Below are 16,379 nucleotides of genomic sequence, written 5' to 3'. Positions count from 1 at the left end.
CCTTGCCGTCGCGCACGCGGCGCATCGATCCCATGGCTCGCGACGGCGCTCGCAACCGAGGCGTCGCTCGGGCCCGCGCATCGCCGAGCCCACCGTGCTGCCTTTGTGCCGTCTCCTGCGCATGGTATCCGAACGCGTCCGCGCGCCGGCTCGCGGCGGAGGTGGATACGGCAAAGCCGCCGCAGGCGGGCAGGGCGGCGTCCTGCCGGCGAGAGATGCTTTTTAGGGTACGAGATCCGAATGATTGCGGCGGCCGAGACGGACGGCACCCTCGCAGACTGGCGCTTCAGCGTCGCGCCGATGATGGACTGGACGGATCGCCATTGCCGGGCGTTCCATCGTGTGCTGTCGGCGCGGGCGCGGCTCTATACCGAGATGGTCACCACCGGCGCGGTCATCCACGGCCCACGGGAGCGGCTGCTCGGGTTCTCGCGCGCGGAGCATCCGGTGGCTGTGCAGCTCGGCGGCTCCGAGCCGGCCGACCTCGCCGAGGCCGCGCGGATCGCGGAGGGCTACGGCTACGACGAGATCAACCTGAACGTCGGCTGCCCATCGGACCGGGTGCAGAACGGGCGCTTCGGCGCCTGCCTGATGCTGGAGCCGGAGCATGTCGGCGCCTGCGTCGCGGCGATGAAGGCGGCGGTGCGGGTGCCGGTGACGGTGAAGTGCCGGATCGGCGTGGACGAGCAGGACCCGGAGCCGGCGCTCGACACGCTCGCCCGCGCGGTCGTCGCGGCCGGCGTCGACGGGCTGATCGTGCACGCGCGCAAGGCCTGGCTCCAGGGCCTGTCGCCGAAGGAGAACCGCGACGTGCCGCCCCTCGACTACGGCCGGGTGGTCCGCCTCAAGCAGGCATTTCCCGCCCTGCCGATCGCGGTGAACGGCGGCATCGCCACCGTGGCGCAGGCGAAGACGCACCTGTCCGGCCTCGACGGCGTGATGGTCGGGCGCGCGGCCTACGGCGATCCGGCCGGGCTGATCGCGGTCGATCCCGAGCTGTTCGGGGCGCCGGCCCCGGTGGCGGACGCGTTCGAAGCGGTCGAGGCCTATGCCCCCTACGTCGCGGCGGCGTTGGAGGGCGGCGAGCGGCTCCATGCCATCACCCGGCACATGCTCGGGCTGTTCAACGGGCGGCCGGGCGCGCGGGCGTACCGGCGCCACCTCTCGACGGCGGGCGTCGAGGCCGCGGCCGACCTCGCGACCCTGCGCGCCGCCGTGGCGCTGGTCTCGCGGGCGTTGCCGGAGAGGGACGCCGCCTGATCAGCGCCCGCGCAGGATCAGCCGGTCGCCGCGGACCTCGTAGCCGGCGAGCCGCGTCAGGAAGCTCTGCCCGAGCAGGTTGCCGTCGAGGGCGCCCGGCTTGGCGACGAGCGCCGGGACGCGCCGTTCCGTGATCGGGCCGATGGCGAGCGCGTCGAGCGTGGTCGGCGCGGCATAGGCGATGCCGTTCGCCGTCGCGACGCGGGCGGTGAATGCGCCGGCTTCCGGGCGGAGGCCGAGCGCCGCGGCGTTCTCCGCGGTGAGGACGACCGCGCTGGCGCCGGTATCGAAGGCGAAGCTCTGGCTGCGCCCATCGACCTGCGCCTCGACATGGAATGCGCCGTCCGACCGGCGCGTGATCGTCACCGTGCCCCCGGGGCCGATCGTCGGGGAGCCGGGGCGCAACGCACCGGTCACCCGCGCGCCGACCTCCTGCAGCGGCTCGCGATAGACGTAGCCGACGATGCAGGCGAGCCCGAGGCCGCACCAGAGCAGCAGCGCCTGGAGGTTCTTTCCGGGGGCGCCTGCGAATTGCCTCCAGAACCCGGCGACCACCAGCGCGAGGATGCCGGCGCCCCAGGCGAGGCCGGCGAGCTGGTCGGGCTCGATCGCCCCGGCGATCCGGCCGCCGTCGGTCGCGACCAGCACGGCCACCACCAGGCCGATCGCGATCAACGCGAGGATCGTCATGCCGGCGTTCCGGCCACCGCGAGACCGGCCCCCCGCAACCGGGCCGGGAGCCCTGCCATGATCGCGCGGCGCTGCGGCTCGGAGAGCGAGCCCCACAGCCCGATCTCGTCGCGCGTCCGGCCGCAGCCGATGCACAGGCCGCTCGGCCCGTCGAGGACGCAGACCTTGGTGCACGGGCTCGAGGGTTTGCCGGACGACGTCGGGATGGGCGGGTTCATGCCGCGTCCATGCCCGCTTCGTGGCCCCGCGATCAAGCTCAGACCGTGGCCAGCAGGGCGAGGAGGGCCCCAATCTCCGCGACCTGCTGGCAGGCTCCGACGACGTCGCCGGTCTGCCCGCCGATCTTCCGCCGGGCGATGCGCGTCATGGCGAGGGCGGCGAGCGGCGCCAGCACCACCATCGCGAGGATGCCGGAGAACGGCAGGCCGAGCGGCCGCGCCAGCAATGCCAGCACCAATCCGATGCCGATGGCCGTGCCCGTCGCCGCCCGGCTCGGGCGGCCGACTGCGGCGGACAAGCCCTCGGGCCGGGCCGGCGCGAGCAGCACAATCGGCGCGAGCGCGGCGACCCGCGACAGGATCGCGGCGAGGGCGAGGCCGGTGGCGGCGGCCGTGCCGGTCCGATCCAGGAGGGTGGCGAGCGCGCCGATCCGGAGCGCCAGCGACAGCATCAGCGCGACGCCGCCATAAGCGCCGATGCGGCTGTCCTTCATGATCTCGAGCCTGCGCTCCGGCGTCGCGCCGCCGCCGAACCCATCGGCGACGTCGGCGAGGCCGTCCTCGTGCAGCGCACCGGTGAGCATCACCGCGACGGCGACGGCGAGCGTCGCCGCGACGAAGGGCCCGAGGTCGATCCACCATCCGGCGATCAGCACGAGGGCCGGCGGCAGCGCCAGGATCAGGCCGGCCAGCGGCAGCATCCGCGGGATCGTCCGGAAGTCGGGGACGGCGTGCGGATCGGGCTCGCCCGGAAACCTCGGCAGCGGCAGGCGCGAGTAGAAGCGCAGGCACGCCGCCAGATCGTGCAACAGGTCGCGGCCCGGCCAGTCGGCCTCGCCGCGGAACGGTCCGCCCACCATCACGCCGCCTTCGCTCGCAATCGGCCTTCGTCCGCACGCAGCCTTCACCCGCGCGTCCCGCACCACTATAGCTCGCGGGAACGGCGCGCCCGTCCACCGGCGCAAGCCCGCCCACAACAATCCTTCGGACCCGATGACCGACCCGACCCCGTTCGCGGATATCCGCCGCCTGATCGAGACGATGCCCGGCCCCGATCGCGATGCGACCGCGGCGATCGCGGCGCGCGAGGCGCGGCTGACGAAGCCCGCCGGCGCGCTCGGGCGAATGGAGCAGCTCGTCGCCTGGCTCGGGGCGTGGCAGGGCAAGGCGATGCCGACGCTGGACCGGCCGCTGGTCTGCGTGTTCGCCGGCAGCCACGGCGTGACGAAGCGCGGCGTCTCGGCCTTCCCCGATGCGGTAAATCGCCAGATGCTCGAGAACTTCGCCGCGGGCGGGGGAGCGATCAACCAGATCTGCGCCGCCTACGGCCTCGGCTTCAAGGTGTTCGACCTCGCCATCGACCTGCCGACCGGCGACATCACGCAAGACGCGGCCCTCGACGAGAAGGCCACCGTCGCGACCATGGCGTTCGGCATGGAGGCGGTGGCCGCCGGCACGGATTGCGTCGGTGTCGGCGAGATGGGCATCGGCAACACCACGATCGCCGCCGCGATCTACGCCGCCCTGTTCGGGGGAGCGCCGTCGCACTGGGTCGGGCACGGCACCGGCTTGGACGAGGCCGGGATCGCGCGGAAGGTCGCGGCGGTGGAGGCCGCGCTCGCCCACCATGCCGGCCATCTCGACGACCCACTCGAGGTCCTGCGCCGCCTCGGCGGCCGCGAGGTCGCGGCGATGGCCGGCGCGATCCTGGCCGCGCGGTTGCAGCGGGTGCCGGTGGTGCTCGACGGCTACGTCGCGACCGCCGCCGCGGCGGTGCTGCACGCGCTCGACCCGCGCGCGCTCGACCATTGCCTCGCCGGCCACGTCTCGGCCGAGGGCGCCCATGCGGAGGTGCTGGAACGCCTCGGGCTGGTGCCGCTGCTGGCCCTCGGCATGCGGCTCGGCGAGGGCTCGGGCGCCGGCATGGCGGTGGGCCTGCTGAAGGGCGCGCTCGCCTGCCATCGCGACATGGCGACGTTCGAGCAGGCCGGGGTCTCGGGCAAGGCCGGCGTCTCGGGCAAGGCGGAGTAGCAGGATGAAGATCACCCAGGCTTTCACCTTCGAGGCGGCCCACCGCCTGCCGAACGTGCCCGAGACCCACCGCTGCCACCGGATGCACGGGCATTCCTACCGCGTCGAGCTGACGGTCGCCGGCCCGGTCGACCCGCGGACCGGCTGGGTGGTCGACTTCTTCGACATGGAGGCGATCTTCGCGCCGGTGCTGCTCCGGCTCGATCATTACTGCCTCAACAAGGTCGAGGGTCTGGAGAACCCGACCGCCGAGAACATCGCGGCCTGGATCTGGCATCGCACGAAGGACGGCCTGCCGGGCCTCAGCTCGGTGAAGGTGTTCGAGACGCCGATGTCCTGGGCGGAGTACGACGGTGACTGACGAGCGCGCACTGGTCCTGTTCTCGGGCGGCCAGGATTCCGCCACCTGCCTCGCCTGGGCGCTCGACCGGTTCGCCCATGTCGAGACGCTGGGCTTCGACTACGGCCAGCGCCACCGAATCGAGCTCGACGGCCGCGACGCGCTCCGCGACGGGATCGTCGGCATCCGCCCCGACTGGGCGGAACGGCTGGGCCAGGACCACACCCTGGCCCTCGACGCGCTCGGGCAGGTCTCGGAGACGGCGCTGACGCGCGAGACGGCGATCGGCTTCGAGGCCGGCGGGCTGCCGAACACCTTCGTGCCGGGCCGCAACCTCATCTTCCTCACCTTCGCCGCCGCTCTGGCCTATCGAAGGGGCCTGCGGCACGTCGTCGGCGGCATGTGCGAGACCGACTATTCCGGCTACCCGGATTGCCGCGACGACACGATCAAGGCGCTGCAGGTCGCGCTCAACCTCGGCATGGAGCGGCGCTTCGTGCTGCACACCCCGCTGATGTGGCTCGACAAGGCCGAGACCTGGCGCCTCGCCGAGCTCCTGGGCGGACGGCCGCTGGTCGATCTGATCGTCGAGGACAGCCACACCTGCTACCTCGGCGAGCGCGGCGCGCGCCACGCCTGGGGCTACGGCTGCGGCACCTGCCCGGCCTGCGCTCTGCGGGCCTCCGGCTACGCCCGCTTCGTGGCCGACGCACCCGGGAAATCGAGCCAGAACGCCGCCGCTTGACAGGACGCCCGCGTCAGCGGGTTTGGACGATCACCCCGTACCAGCCGAGGCCCGCATAGGTCTCGTAGCCGGGGGTGCGGTGGAAGGCGGTGACGGCCGCGCCCTGCACCACGCCGTTGGCGCTTCCCTTCGGATCGAAGGCCAGCGTCTCGCTCAGCACGCCCCGGTCGTCGGAGGCGGCGAGGACGCGGCGGTCCGCATCCACGAGCAGCACCCGCGTGCGGGCACGATCCTGCGGCGAGACCCGCACGCCTGCCACGATCGCCCGCGCCTGCGGTTCCCAGTCGAAGTGGATCGCCAGGATGCCGGCCGGCACCCCGTCCGCTCGCCCGCCCGCGCGGATGCTCGCGCAGTACGTCGCGACCTGCGCCCCGCCGAGACGCGCCTCGCGCCGCACGTTGCCGGAGACGTAGTCGTCGCCGCTGCGCAGGACGGTGGCCTCTCGGAACCAGGGCTCGTCGGCGACGCTGTCGCCGCACACACCGGGATACCGATCCGGCCTGCCGACGGCGAGGATGCGTCCGTCGCGGTCGCAGACCCAGAGGTCGAGATAGACCGTGTAGGCGGACAGGATCACGCCGAGGCGGGCGCACGCATGGGCCGCGGTCGCTTCGCCGGGCTCGGTCACGCAGGCTACCAGGGCCGCATCCGTCGCCCACCAGCGCACGTCGCAGGTCCGCTCGTAGAGATTGCGGTCGACGAGCTCGATCGCATTGAGGGCGAGATCGATCATGCGCTCGCCCTGGGCCTGGACGGCCATCGCGCCGACGGTGCGGCCGAGCTCGCCGATATGCCCGGACAGCTGCGTCTCCAGCTCGCGGGCGAGGCTCTCGATCTCGGCGCCGATGCCGCGGACCTCCTGTGCCACCACCGAGAAACCCTTGCCGTGCTCACCGGCATGGGCCGCCTCGATCAGCGCGTTGAGCGCAAGGATCTTCGCCTGCGCGGTGATCTGGTGGATGCGCCCGATCTTCTCCTGTGCCACCCGGCTGACCCCGGCGGTCAGGGTCGAGATCGTCGCCAAGGTCGGCGCCGGCTCGACCGCCGCGTCCGCGGCTCGGCCGACGATGTTCGAGGCGGAGACGGGCATGCGGTTCGGCTCGGGTTCGGATCGTCGTTCGTGACTTAATACCTAGACGCGCCGAGTGAAAAAGACTTTAATCTAATCGAAGAGCCGGGCGGCGCTGCTTTCAATCCGGCCGCCGCTGTCAGCGGCGCGAAACCCGTCCGTCTCGGGCGGCCATCGTTCGCGAGCCGGGTCAGCGCAGGCGGTCGGTCAGCGCGGTCAGCGTCCCGGCGAAGGCTTCGGGGCCGCCGAGCAGCCGCTCCAGCAGCAGGGCGCCTTCGAGTGTTGCCACCACCAGGCGGGCATGGCGCGCGGGGTCGAGCCCGGCCCGGATGCTCCCATCGGCCTCGCCGTCGCGAAACACCTGCTCCAGCCACGTCAGGTGAAGGGCGAAGAACGCGCCGACGTCGCCCCGCAGCCGTTCGGGCAGCGCGTCTCCCTCCGTGGCGAGCGCGGCGCACAGGCAGCCGAGCCCCTGCTCGACACCGCCGAGATAGAGCCGGCCGTAAGCCGCGATCCGGTCGATGCCGGCCGGGTGCGTCGCGCAGATGTCGGCGAGGGCCGCGTCGTAGCGTTCGCCGTAGGCCGCCACCAGTGCCGCGCCGAGATCGTCCTTGGTCCGGAAGTGATGGTGGATGCTGGCCTTGCGGATGCCGACCACCTCGGCGAGGTCGGCGTAGCTGAAGCCGGACCAGCCGCGCCCGCGCACCAGCATCTCGGCCTGAAGCAGCAACTCGGCGCGGGTGTCTCGCATCGTGGGGTCGGAAACCGTGTTCGCAGCGCGCCGCCGGGCAGCACGTTCCCCCTTGTGGCACTTGACGCCGAAGAAATCTACCTACTAGCTGGTTGGAACAATAAGTCAGGAGGTCCCGCATGTCGGGAACGGCTCAGCGCCACGCTCATGCCCGCCGCAGGGATTCCCGGCGATGAGCGCCGTGCTGTCGCGCCGCGCCGCGCTCTTCGGTGGGTTCTGCCTGTGCTGCCTTCCGAAGCCCGGCTTCTCGGCCGAGTCCTTCGCGATGGAGGAGGTCGGGCCCGGCATCTTCATGCGCCGCGGACCGAACGCCGACGCGACGCCCGAGAACGACGACGCAATCGCCAACATCGGCTTCATCGTCGGCAAGGAGGCCGTGCTGGTCACGGAGTCGGGCGGCAGCCTCGCCGACGGGCAATGGCTCCGCTCCGAGATCGTGAAGCGCACCTCGAAGCCGATCCGGCACGTGGTCGTCACCCACGTCCATCCGGACCATTGCTTCGGCGCCGCGGCCTTCCTGGCCGACAAGCCCAACGTCATCGGCCATGCCCGCCTGCGCGAGGCGCTCGACGCGCGGGGCGACTATTACCGCCAGCGGCTCGTCGACATCCTCGGCGCCGACAAAGCCGGCAGCGTCGTCTACCCGACGCAGGAGGTGAAGGACGGGGCCGAGGTCGACCTCGGCGATCGCACCCTGCGCTTCGCCGCACACGCCACCGCGCACACCTCCTGCGATCTCTCGATGATCGACAGCGCCAGCGGCCTGCTGTTCACCGGCGACCTGCTCTCGGTCGGCCGCATCCCCTCGCTCGACGGCAACCTCAACGGGTGGCTGAAGGAGATCGAGGGCTTGCGGGGCTCGGGCGCGACCCGGGCGGTCCCCGGCCACGGCCCGGTGTCCGTCGCGCTGGCGCCGGGGCTCGATGCGCTCGCCGGCTATCTCACCACGCTGCGCGACGAGACCCGCAAGGCCATCGCCGCCGACGTGTCGATCGAGAAGGCAGTGGGGACCGTCGCGCAGTCCGAGCGCGGCAAGTGGGACCTGTTCGACAGCTACAACGGCCGCAACGTCACCGAGGCCTACAAGGAGCTCGAGTGGGAATGAGGCCCGGCACGACTTATCTTTCACGCCATCGGAGGAACGCCATGAAGTCCGCCCTTTCGTTGATCCTGAGCGCGAGCCTGTCGGCCGCCATCCTCGCCGGCCCGGTCCTGTCCGGACCCGTCCTGGCGGCCGGTGCCTCGGACACCGACGCCGAGCGCGCCGCGCGCTGGCAGGAGATCGCCAAGTCGGTGTTCGGCGACCGCAAGATCGCGCCGACCGACACCCTCATCCGGATCGACGCGCCGAACCGCGCGATGGATGCGGCGCTGGTGCCGATCACCCTGACCATGCCGGAGAAGGACAAGATCAAGGCGGTGCACTTCGTCATCGACGACAACCCGTCGCCCTACGCCGCGCACTTCACCTTCGGCCCGGCCGCCGACCCGAGCGAGCTGAAGCTCCGGGTGCGCGTGAACAATTACACCAACGTCCACGCCGTCGCCGAGACGAAGGACGGCGGCCTCTACGAGGCGGTCAAGTTCGTGAAGGCCTCGGGCGGCTGCTCGGCTCCCATGGGCATGAGCGACGAGGAGGCGATGAAGGGCATGGGCGACATGCGGATGAAGTTTTCCGGCGAGGCCCAAGCGGGCAAGCCCGTCGAGGCGACGCTGATGATCCGCCACCCGAACTTCTCGGGCATGCAGATGAACCAGGTGACCCGCGACTACACGCCGGCGCGCTACATCAACAAGCTCGTCGTCACCGCCGGCGACAAGACCGTGTTCACCATGGACGGCGACATCTCGATCGCCTCGAACCCGGTGATCAATTTCGGCCTCATCCCCGAGCCCGGCAAGCCGATCAAGGTCGCCGCCACCGACAGCCAGGGCGGCTCGTGGGAGCACAGCTTCAACGCGCCGAGCCCGAGCAACTGATGCCCGCGCGCCGATCCCATCGCCTTATCCGCGTCGGCACGGCGCTGGCCGCCGTGGGTCTCCTCGCCGCGGCTCCGGCGGACTCACCGGTGAACGTGCCGGAGCCGGCGGGCCTGCACGAGGGCGTGCAGCAGGGCTACACGCCGAAGACGCTGAGCGGCGCCGTCGTCGTCGACATCGCCGCCCTCGACGCGCTGATGCCGAAGCAGCCGCTGCTCATCGACGTGGCTTTGGCCGACCGGAAGCCCGCGAACTTCCCGGCGGACCGGCCCTGGCTTCCGGCCCACCGCTCGGTGCCCGGCGCCGTCTGGATGCCGAATGCGGGCGCGGCGCCCCTCGATCCCGTACGGGAGGACCTGTTCCTGAAGCGGGTCGAGGCGCTGACCGGCGGCGACAAGGCGAAGCCCATCGTCACCTTCTGCCATCCCGATTGCTGGGGCAGCTGGAACGCCGGCAAGCGTCTCGTCCGGCAGGGCTACACCGCGGTGCACTGGTTCCCCGACGGGATCGAGGGCTGGCAGGACAAGCACGAGACCGCGGTGGTCCGAGAGGACCCCGAATGGGCGCGCAAGCCGGTCTCCGCCGGCGAGCGGTAGCGCCTTCTCGAGCGCGCCGCATGCCGGCTCGCGTGGACGCGTCCCGCCCGGCCGAGCCTGACACCCTCCCGCAAAGGAAAAGCGGCGGGCGGGATTCTCGACGCCGGACGGTGTAGAGGAGGCGCGCGGGCGATCCTGATCGGCCGCGAGCCTCCGGCCCGTCAGCCGCGGGCGAGGTGACGAGAACGGAGTCCAAGACCATGTCGCAGGTCGTGCAGTCGCGGCGCGTGATGGCGGTGGATCTCGCCAAGCGGAAGGCCGAAGGCGCCAAGATCATCGCGCTGACCGCCTACCACGCCCACACCGCCAGCATCCTGGATCCGTATTGCGACTTCATCCTCGTCGGCGACTCGCTCGGCATGGTGATGCACGGCCTCGAATCGACCCTGCCGGTCACGCTGGAGATGATGATCCTCCAGGCCCAGGCGGTGATCCGCGGCACCTCGCGGGCGCTGGTGGTGGTCGACATGCCGTTCGGGTCTTACGAGGCGTCGCGCGAGCAGGCGTTCATGAACGCGGCGCGGGTGCTGAAGGAGACCGGGGCCGGCGCGATCAAGATGGAAGGCGGTGCCCGCTTCGCCGACACCGTCGCGTTCCTGACCCAGCGCGGCATTCCGGTGATGGGCCATATCGGCCTGACGCCGCAATCCGTGAACACCATGGGCGGTTTCCGCGTCCAGGGCCGCGGCCCGGACGGCGAGCGCATCCTGATGGAGGATGCCCGCGCGATCAGCGAGGCCGGCGCCTTCGCGATCGTGCTGGAAGGCATCGTCGAGCCGGTGGCCAACGCCATCGCCCGGTCGCCGGCCGTGACCGCGCCGACGATCGGCATCGGCGCCTCTGCGGCCTGCGACGGCCAGATCCTGGTGCTCGAGGACATGCTCGGCCTGAGCGACCCGGCGCCGAAATTCGTGAAGAGCTTCGGCTCGCTGCGCGCCCACATCGAGGAGGCGGTGCGCACCTACGCCGACGAGGTCCGGTCCGGGCGCTTCCCCGCCGAGGATCACACCTACGGGCCGCGTTGAGGGCCGGTTCACCCTGTTCGGGGCGAAAACCCTCGGTCGCGCATACCGGGCGATCGATCGGGCGTGGTCGTGCGTTACCCTCCCGATCATTCGGAGACGGCATGGACGCGCGCTGCATCACCCTGAACAACGAGGCGGTCCGCATCGGATCGGGGCGGCTGCTCAGCCACCTCCGCAGCGAGGGCTTGAATTACGACCTCTGGGTCACCGGCACCGATTGCGGGAGCACGGTGCACCTGCGGGTCGACGACCTCACCGACAGCCTGGACAGCCGGATCCGCGCGGTGCTGGTCGGAACCGCCACGACGCTGGACCTCGCGACCCGGCCCCACACGTGAGGCGCGACGCCGTCGATTGACGCATCCCGGTCGATCCCCGACAAGGCGGCCGCCCGACGCTCGGTCCGAGCGGCGCGGCATCCCCCCGCCGCGCCGCCCCGGCCGATGCTGTTCAACTCCTTCGTCTTCCTCCTCGCGTTCCTGCCCGCGGCGCTCGCGCTGCACGCCCTCGTCGAGCGGCATCGGCCGGGCCTGCGGCTGCCGCTGCTCGTCCTGCTGTCGTTCGTGTTCTACGGCTGGTGGGACGTGCGGTTCGTGCCGCTGCTGCTCGGCTCGATCCTGGCGAACTGGCTCGTCGCCCGCGCCTTCGTCAGGGCGCCGATCCGCTGGCTGATCCCGGGAGCGATCGCGGCGAACCTCGTCGTCCTGGCGCTGTTCAAGTACCTCGATTTCTTCGCCGATCTCGCCGGCCTGATCCCGGGGATCGAGGCGCCGCGGCTCGGCTGGGTGCTGCCGCTCGGGATCTCGTTCTTCACCTTCCACCACATCATGTACCTGACCGACCTTCGGGCCGGCCGCGCGCCGGCCTTCGGGCTGACCAAGTACGCGCTCTACATCGCCTTCTTCCCGCAGGTTCTCGCCGGCCCGCTCGTGCGCTGGAGCGAGATCATGCACCAGTTCGACGAGCGCCCCTATGCGCGCCCGGATGCGGCGGAGCGGATCGGCCGCGGGCTGATGCTGCTCACCGTCGGCCTGTCGAAGAAGGTCTTCTTCGGCGATCCGCTGGCGGGCTACGTCAACCCGGTGTTCCAGGCCGCCGCCGCCGGCAAGGCGGTGACGACCGCCGAGGCGTGGCAGGCCACCCTCGGGTTCACCTTCCAGATCTACTTCGACTTCTCGGGCTACACCGACATGGCGCTGGGCATCGCGCTGCTGTTCGGGCTCGTGCTGCCGCAGAACTTCGACGTGCCGTACCGGTCGGCGTCGCTGCGCGACTTCTGGCGGCGCTGGCACATGACGCTGTCGCGGTTCCTGCGCGACTACCTCTACATTCCGTTCGGCGGCAACCGCCGCGGCCTCGCCATCCAGGTCGCGGCCCTGTTCGCGACGATGACGCTCGGCGGCCTCTGGCACGGGGCCGGGCTGACCTTCGTCGCCTGGGGAGCGCTGCACGGGGCCGGCCTCGGGGCGGGCATCCTGTTCCGCCGGGCGAACCTTCGGATGCCGATGGTCCTCGGCTGGGCGCTGACGTTCCTGTTTGTGGTGCTGACCTGGGTGCTGTTCCGCGCCACCAGCTTCGAGGCGGCGCTGATCGTGTTCAAGGGACTGGCCGGCTTCGGTCCGTCCGGCACCGGCTTCAAGTGGCGGACCATCGCCGTCGCCGCGGCCGTGGCGACGGTCGGGCCGAGCGCCTGGGCCGCGGTCCACCGCATGCCGCCGAGCCGGCTCATCGCCGCCGCCTTCGCGCTGCTGTTCGTCGTCGTGCTCCTGAAGATCGGCGACGACGGCAATTACGACTTCATCTATTTCCAGTTCTGAGCCGATGCGGACCCCGTCGCCCGACACGGCCTGGCACGATTTCGCCCGTACCGCCGTGCTGACGGCGATCGGGCTCCTGTACGGCTACCTCGCCCTCGCGATCGCGATCGATCCCTACGACAGCGGGCGCTCCACGCTGTTCTCCGTCGGCGGCGTCCGGCCCCAGGGGCCGCGCACCGCGCTCGCGGTCCGCGGGCGCGACCCGGCCTTCACGGGGGCCGTCATCGGCAATTCGCACATCCAGCTCGTCGAGCCGGCTCGCCTCTCGGCCGCCACCGGCATTCCGTTCGTGCAACTCTCCGTGCCGGCGACGGGCCCGGGCGAGCAGCTGCTGGTTCTCGACTGGTACCTGCGCCATCATCCGAAACCCGCCGCCTTGGTGATGGCGGCCGACGACTTCTGGTGCACCGACGATCCGGCGCTGCCGCCCGGCAAACCGTTCCCCTTCTGGCTCCTGGAACGCGACCCCGTCGCCTACGCCTTCGGCCTGCTGCGCTTCAACGTGGCCCAGGAGGTCGTCGGCCGGATCGGGTGGCTGCTGCGCAGGAAGCGGCCGATGGCCCGCGCCGACGGGTGGTGGGATTACGAGCCGGATTATCTCAAGCTCGGGTTCGGCGGCGGCGACCGGCGCGCGCCGAGCGCGGGGCCGCCCGTGCCGGACACCCCCGATCCGCACAAGGCCGGCCCGTTCCCCGCGGCCGCGCGCCTGACCGTGATGCTCGCCCGCGTCCCACCCGCGACCCCCGTCGTGCTGGTGTTTCCGCCGATCCATGCCTCGGCCCTGCCGCGCCCGGGGACCGCCCGCGCGGCGGCCGAGCAGGCCTGCAAGGCCGCCATCGCGGCGGCGGTCGCGACCCATCCGCTCGGCAGCGTGCTCGACGAGCGCCGCGACACGCCCGAAACGCACGAGGATGCGCAGTTCTTCGACCAGAGCCATTACCGGCACCCGATCGCCCGGGCGCTCACCGATGCCGTCGCCGCGGCGATCGTCCGCCTTCGCGGTCCGTCGGCAATCCACGATTGAGCAAACCAATCTCCGTCGCACGCGCGCGACCGTGGCACCTTTGCCGCATCAATTGGCGCAGCGTGTGCAAGCACCGCAGCTTGAACGCGGGTGCGTTGTAGCAGCAATCCACCTCGACTATACGGCAGGCAATTATCGCCGCGGACCGGCCGTACGGGACTATGGAAGGGCGACGAATGGCGAAGGTGACGCTGGAGGACGGCTACGTTCCGTCCGACGACGAGCCCTTCATGAACGAGCGTCAGCGCGAGTATTTTCGGCGCAAGCTGCTCGGCTGGAAGAGCGACATCCTGCGCGAGGCGCAGGACACCCTGGTTGCGCTGCAGAGCGAGAACGAGAACCACCCCGACCTCGCCGACCGCGCCTCATCGGAGACCGACCGGGCGATCGAGCTGCGGGCCCGCGACCGGCAGCGCAAGCTCACCGGCAAGATCGATGCGGCCTTGGCGCGGATCGAGGACCGCTCCTACGGCTATTGCGAGGAGACCGGCGAGCCGATCTCGCTGCGCCGGCTCGATGCCCGGCCGATCGCGACCCTGTCGCTGGAGGCGCAGGAGCGCCACGAGCGCCGCGAGCGCGTCTACCGCGACGACTGAAGTCTCTCGCGGTGCAGCATGCGGTTTTTCAGTAACCGGACGGTCTCGACTGTGCCGTCGCCCTGAAATCGCAAGCTGAGCCGCGGGAACCCTCGGGCTTGACCGTGCTTTACCCGATCACATCATCGGAGGCACGTCCATGGACAACGATGTTCTGATTCCGGTCCTCGCCATCGGAACGATCGTAGTCGCGACGGTGATCGCCGTCTGGCAGCGGACGCGCGTCGCGAAGATCAAGCACGATCCCACCCGCTCGGCGGTGATCTCGGGGCACGGCGAGGCGCCGCGCCCCAACCGGCCCGGCACCGAGCACACCTGATCGGAGCGTTCGGCCCTGATCAGAACGGCAGCAGGATGTCGACGATCTGCTGGCCGTAACGCGGCTGCTGCACGTCGGTGATCTGGCCGCGTCCGCCATAGGCGATGCGCGCCTGGGCGATCTTGGTCGATTCGATGGTGTTGTCCGACTCGATGTCCTCCGGGCGGACCACGCCGGCCACGATCAGCTCGCGCACCTCGAAGTTGATCCGGATCTCCTGCTTGCCCTCGACCACCAGGTTCCCGTTGGGCAGGACCTGCGTCACGATCGCGGCGACGTTGGTCGACACGGTCTCGTTGCGCTGGACCGAGCCGACGCCGTCGTTCGAGGAGCTCGACGTGGCGGCGAGCAGCTTGTCGGGCGACACGCCGGCGGCGAGCACGGCGGCGTTCTTCTCCAGGCCGCCGGCATTCGGCAAGCCGAAATTCTCGGTGTTGCTGCGCGAGCGCTTGGTCTCGTTCGAGATGTTGGCCTGATCCGTGACGTTGACCTTCACCGTGACGAGGTCGCCGATCCGCGCGGCGCGCTGGTCCTTAAAGAAGGCGCGCGAGCCGGTGCGCCAGAGCGAGTTCGGCGCATACGAGACCGGCTGCACGTCGGGCATCGGCAGGCGGACCGGCTTGTAGCCGGCCTGCGCCGTCGGATCCTCGATCGCCGACAGGTTGGGCTGCGCGCCGACCTGGGACAGGCGGTCCATGGTGTTGCAGGCGCCGAGCCCGGCGCAGGCGACCAGCGCCGCGGCGAGGGGCAGGGCGCGGCGCGGGGAGCGCGAAGGATGACGCATCGGATCGTCTCTGCCTGATCTTGATGGGTGCGGTCAGCGAAGCGTGGTCGGCGGCTCGGCGCTCGCCTGCCGCTGCGGTGGGGCCGGGCCGACCGAGACGCGGCCCGGGCCGATCACGATCGCCTGGAGAACCTTCTTCGAGGCGATGTTGACGACGTTGACCGTCGCGCCCAGCCGTCCGGCATCGGTGGCCTGGCCGCGCATCGCCAGGCTGATGCCGGGGGATTCGTAGACGATGGTCACCGCCTCGCCGCGGGCGACGAGTTCCGGCGGGGCGGTATCGCCGGTGCGGAGGATCGCGCCCTGGCTCAGCGTGCGCTGCGCGACCTCGCCGACCAGCGTCGCGCCCGAGGCCAGTGCGTCCGGCGGCGAGCCCTCCCGCGGGCGGCGCTCGATCGTCAGGTCGGCGGCGGTGACCGGCTCGCCGCGGTTGAGGGTGCGGTTGACGATGGCGACGTCGCGCATCTCGATCACCACGCCGGAGACCCGCAGCGAGGCCTGGCGCTCGCCGAGCGTCATCAACCCGCCGACGCGGCGCGAGCGCGGATCGTAGTTGAGATCGAGGGCGACGACCTGGCCGTCGAGATCGACCGGTGCCAGCAGCATCGGCCCGTCCCCGTCGAGGCGCACGCTCACCGATTTCGCGTCGACCCCGTAAGCGGTCTCGAGCGCGCGGCGCAGCGCCGCCTCGATCTCCTGGGCCCCGACCCGGCGCGCGGCGCGCTGCACCGCAACTTGGAGCCGGCCGCCCGTCTCGACGGCGCCGAGGTTGAGGGCCGCGACCGCCTCGAGGATGCGGCGGGCCTGAATCGTGCCGGTGGCGCCGAGCGCGGGCGCCCGGAACAGCGGGCGCTTGGCCGCCGAGCTCGGCGCGCCTTCGACGAGATCCTCGAGGGTGAGCACGTCGCCGCGCGCGGTGACGTCGCCGCGCAGGCGCATCGCCTCGTCGGCGAACGCCGGCAGCCTGTAGGCGCCGAGAACGGCCAACGCGAGGAAGGCGAAGGCCGCGCGCAGCAGCACCGCGACGCCGAGCGGGGCGGTGCGCAGGCCGGCGGAACGCGTGATCGGCCGCAGCTCGGCCTCCTGGCGCGGTTCGTCGTAGGCGGGGGAATGGAACATGACCGTCGGGCTCCG

The 16,379-nt window shown here is 71.3% G+C and carries 20 protein-coding genes; 13 read left to right on the top strand and 7 right to left on the bottom strand.

Going from position 1 to position 16,379, the window contains the following annotated elements; all coding sequences use genetic code 11:
* The first annotated feature begins 240 nt into the window (after positions 1–240).
* A complete protein-coding gene (dusA, locus tag MKK64_RS13620; RefSeq protein ID WP_279593163.1) occupies positions 241–1,260 on the top strand; it encodes a tRNA dihydrouridine(20/20a) synthase DusA in 1,020 nt (339 codons plus the stop codon).
* Here the strand turns inward: dusA and MKK64_RS13615 are convergent, their stop codons facing one another.
* Genes MKK64_RS13615 through cobS form a run of 3 tightly spaced genes read right to left on the bottom strand, consistent with a single transcriptional unit; the run spans position 1,261 to position 3,028 of the window.
* Positions 1,261–1,950: a TIGR02281 family clan AA aspartic protease gene (locus MKK64_RS13615; protein WP_243935463.1), complete on the bottom strand. Its 690-nt coding sequence runs from the start codon at positions 1,948–1,950 to the stop codon at positions 1,261–1,263. It abuts the gene before it with no gap.
* Entirely contained in the window at positions 1,947–2,168 is a 222-nt protein-coding gene (locus tag MKK64_RS13610) for a DUF1289 domain-containing protein (RefSeq protein WP_147841755.1), read from the bottom strand. The genes MKK64_RS13615 and MKK64_RS13610 overlap by 4 nt, the downstream gene beginning before the upstream one ends.
* 38 nt (positions 2,169–2,206) lie before the next feature.
* The gene (cobS, locus tag MKK64_RS13605; protein WP_243935462.1) at positions 2,207–3,028 is read right to left on the bottom strand and encodes an adenosylcobinamide-GDP ribazoletransferase; all 822 of its coding nucleotides are present in this window, start codon (positions 3,026–3,028) and stop codon (positions 2,207–2,209) included.
* 133 nt (positions 3,029–3,161) lie between these two features.
* Between cobS and cobT the strand changes: the two genes are divergently transcribed.
* Genes cobT through queC form a run of 3 tightly spaced genes read left to right on the top strand, consistent with a single transcriptional unit; the run spans position 3,162 to position 5,284 of the window.
* A complete protein-coding gene (cobT, locus tag MKK64_RS13600; RefSeq protein WP_243935461.1) occupies positions 3,162–4,199 on the top strand; it encodes a nicotinate-nucleotide--dimethylbenzimidazole phosphoribosyltransferase in 1,038 nt (345 codons plus the stop codon).
* A gap of 4 nt (positions 4,200–4,203) precedes the next feature.
* Complete coding sequence (queD, locus tag MKK64_RS13595; RefSeq protein WP_243935460.1) at positions 4,204–4,560, top strand: 6-carboxytetrahydropterin synthase QueD; 357 nt, start codon at positions 4,204–4,206, stop codon at positions 4,558–4,560.
* Positions 4,553–5,284: a 7-cyano-7-deazaguanine synthase QueC gene (gene queC, locus MKK64_RS13590; RefSeq protein ID WP_243935459.1), complete on the top strand. Its 732-nt coding sequence runs from the start codon at positions 4,553–4,555 to the stop codon at positions 5,282–5,284. Before queD ends, queC begins: the two co-directional genes overlap by 8 nt.
* 13 nt (positions 5,285–5,297) lie before the next feature.
* On the opposite strand, the gene MKK64_RS28095 is transcribed toward queC, so the two are convergent.
* Together MKK64_RS28095 and MKK64_RS13580 are read right to left on the bottom strand one after the other, a co-directional pair.
* Positions 5,298–6,374, bottom strand: coding sequence for a methyl-accepting chemotaxis protein (locus MKK64_RS28095; protein ID WP_279593162.1), 1,077 nt, complete (start codon positions 6,372–6,374; stop codon positions 5,298–5,300).
* 169 nt (positions 6,375–6,543) lie between these two features.
* Positions 6,544–7,104, bottom strand: a complete 561-nt coding sequence (locus tag MKK64_RS13580; protein WP_243935458.1) for a TetR/AcrR family transcriptional regulator — start codon at positions 7,102–7,104, stop codon at positions 6,544–6,546.
* Between the two features lie 172 nt (positions 7,105–7,276).
* Here MKK64_RS13580 and MKK64_RS13575 point away from each other — a divergent pair, with 172 nt between their 5' ends.
* The 9 genes from MKK64_RS13575 (at position 7,277) to MKK64_RS13535 (ending at position 14,461) form a co-directional block, all read left to right on the top strand.
* The gene (locus MKK64_RS13575; protein WP_243935457.1) at positions 7,277–8,209 is read left to right on the top strand and encodes a quinoprotein relay system zinc metallohydrolase 2; all 933 of its coding nucleotides are present in this window, start codon (positions 7,277–7,279) and stop codon (positions 8,207–8,209) included.
* A gap of 41 nt (positions 8,210–8,250) precedes the next feature.
* Positions 8,251–9,084, top strand: a complete 834-nt coding sequence (locus MKK64_RS13570; protein WP_243935456.1) for a quinoprotein dehydrogenase-associated SoxYZ-like carrier — start codon at positions 8,251–8,253, stop codon at positions 9,082–9,084.
* Complete coding sequence (locus MKK64_RS13565; protein ID WP_243935455.1) at positions 9,084–9,680, top strand: rhodanese-like domain-containing protein; 597 nt, start codon at positions 9,084–9,086, stop codon at positions 9,678–9,680. Before MKK64_RS13570 ends, MKK64_RS13565 begins: the two co-directional genes overlap by 1 nt.
* 200 nt (positions 9,681–9,880) lie before the next feature.
* A complete protein-coding gene (gene panB, locus MKK64_RS13560) occupies positions 9,881–10,705 on the top strand; it encodes a 3-methyl-2-oxobutanoate hydroxymethyltransferase (RefSeq protein ID WP_243935454.1) in 825 nt (274 codons plus the stop codon).
* Positions 10,706–10,806: 101 nt separating this feature from the next.
* Entirely contained in the window at positions 10,807–11,043 is a 237-nt protein-coding gene (locus tag MKK64_RS13555) for a hypothetical protein (protein ID WP_243935453.1), read from the top strand.
* Positions 11,044–11,148: 105 nt separating this feature from the next.
* A complete protein-coding gene (locus MKK64_RS13550; protein WP_243935452.1) occupies positions 11,149–12,522 on the top strand; it encodes an MBOAT family O-acyltransferase in 1,374 nt (457 codons plus the stop codon).
* Positions 12,523–12,526: 4 nt separating this feature from the next.
* On the top strand, positions 12,527–13,546 hold the full coding sequence (locus MKK64_RS13545; RefSeq protein ID WP_243935451.1) for a hypothetical protein: 1,020 nt from the start codon (positions 12,527–12,529) through the stop codon (positions 13,544–13,546).
* A gap of 176 nt (positions 13,547–13,722) precedes the next feature.
* Positions 13,723–14,142 (top strand): RNA polymerase-binding protein DksA, encoded by a 420-nt coding sequence (dksA, locus tag MKK64_RS13540; protein ID WP_147728054.1) that lies wholly within the window; start codon positions 13,723–13,725, stop codon positions 14,140–14,142.
* A 139-nt stretch (positions 14,143–14,281) separates the two neighbouring features.
* Positions 14,282–14,461 carry a hypothetical protein gene (locus MKK64_RS13535; RefSeq protein ID WP_147728053.1) on the top strand — a complete coding sequence of 60 codons (180 nt, stop codon included), beginning with the start codon at positions 14,282–14,284 and terminating at the stop codon, positions 14,459–14,461.
* 19 nt (positions 14,462–14,480) lie between these two features.
* Here the strand turns inward: MKK64_RS13535 and flgH are convergent, their stop codons facing one another.
* Positions 14,481–15,245 carry a flagellar basal body L-ring protein FlgH gene (flgH, locus tag MKK64_RS13530; protein ID WP_147841768.1) on the bottom strand — a complete coding sequence of 255 codons (765 nt, stop codon included), beginning with the start codon at positions 15,243–15,245 and terminating at the stop codon, positions 14,481–14,483.
* A 33-nt stretch (positions 15,246–15,278) separates the two neighbouring features.
* Positions 15,279–16,364 (bottom strand): flagellar basal body P-ring formation chaperone FlgA, encoded by a 1,086-nt coding sequence (gene flgA, locus MKK64_RS13525; RefSeq protein ID WP_243935450.1) that lies wholly within the window; start codon positions 16,362–16,364, stop codon positions 15,279–15,281.
* Positions 16,365–16,379 lie beyond the last annotated feature (15 nt).

This window comes from Methylobacterium sp. E-025 (assembly GCF_022829705.1).
Lineage (GTDB): Bacteria > Pseudomonadota > Alphaproteobacteria > Rhizobiales > Beijerinckiaceae > Methylobacterium.
The sequence above is the reverse complement of the archived record's forward strand: the minus strand, read 5'-3'. Positions and strand labels throughout refer to the sequence as shown.

Coding starts and splice junctions, on each gene's coding strand:
- cobT (WP_243935461.1), top strand. CDS start 3,162: ATGACCGACCCGACCCCGTTCGCGGATATCCGCCGCCTGATCGAGACG.
- MKK64_RS13610 (WP_147841755.1), bottom strand. CDS start 2,168: ATGAACCCGCCCATCCCGACGTCGTCCGGCAAACCCTCGAGCCCGTGC.
- MKK64_RS13545 (WP_243935451.1), top strand. CDS start 12,527: ATGCGGACCCCGTCGCCCGACACGGCCTGGCACGATTTCGCCCGTACC.
- MKK64_RS28095 (WP_279593162.1), bottom strand. CDS start 6,374: ATGCCCGTCTCCGCCTCGAACATCGTCGGCCGAGCCGCGGACGCGGCG.
- flgH (WP_147841768.1), bottom strand. CDS start 15,245: ATGCGTCATCCTTCGCGCTCCCCGCGCCGCGCCCTGCCCCTCGCCGCG.
- MKK64_RS13615 (WP_243935463.1), bottom strand. CDS start 1,950: ATGACGATCCTCGCGTTGATCGCGATCGGCCTGGTGGTGGCCGTGCTG.
- MKK64_RS13555 (WP_243935453.1), top strand. CDS start 10,807: ATGGACGCGCGCTGCATCACCCTGAACAACGAGGCGGTCCGCATCGGA.
- MKK64_RS13580 (WP_243935458.1), bottom strand. CDS start 7,104: ATGCGAGACACCCGCGCCGAGTTGCTGCTTCAGGCCGAGATGCTGGTG.
- MKK64_RS13535 (WP_147728053.1), top strand. CDS start 14,282: ATGGACAACGATGTTCTGATTCCGGTCCTCGCCATCGGAACGATCGTA.
- cobS (WP_243935462.1), bottom strand. CDS start 3,028: ATGGTGGGCGGACCGTTCCGCGGCGAGGCCGACTGGCCGGGCCGCGAC.
- flgA (WP_243935450.1), bottom strand. CDS start 16,364: ATGTTCCATTCCCCCGCCTACGACGAACCGCGCCAGGAGGCCGAGCTG.
- panB (WP_243935454.1), top strand. CDS start 9,881: ATGTCGCAGGTCGTGCAGTCGCGGCGCGTGATGGCGGTGGATCTCGCC.
- dksA (WP_147728054.1), top strand. CDS start 13,723: ATGGCGAAGGTGACGCTGGAGGACGGCTACGTTCCGTCCGACGACGAG.
- MKK64_RS13575 (WP_243935457.1), top strand. CDS start 7,277: ATGAGCGCCGTGCTGTCGCGCCGCGCCGCGCTCTTCGGTGGGTTCTGC.
- MKK64_RS13550 (WP_243935452.1), top strand. CDS start 11,149: ATGCTGTTCAACTCCTTCGTCTTCCTCCTCGCGTTCCTGCCCGCGGCG.
- MKK64_RS13570 (WP_243935456.1), top strand. CDS start 8,251: ATGAAGTCCGCCCTTTCGTTGATCCTGAGCGCGAGCCTGTCGGCCGCC.
- queD (WP_243935460.1), top strand. CDS start 4,204: ATGAAGATCACCCAGGCTTTCACCTTCGAGGCGGCCCACCGCCTGCCG.
- dusA (WP_279593163.1), top strand. CDS start 241: ATGATTGCGGCGGCCGAGACGGACGGCACCCTCGCAGACTGGCGCTTC.
- MKK64_RS13565 (WP_243935455.1), top strand. CDS start 9,084: ATGCCCGCGCGCCGATCCCATCGCCTTATCCGCGTCGGCACGGCGCTG.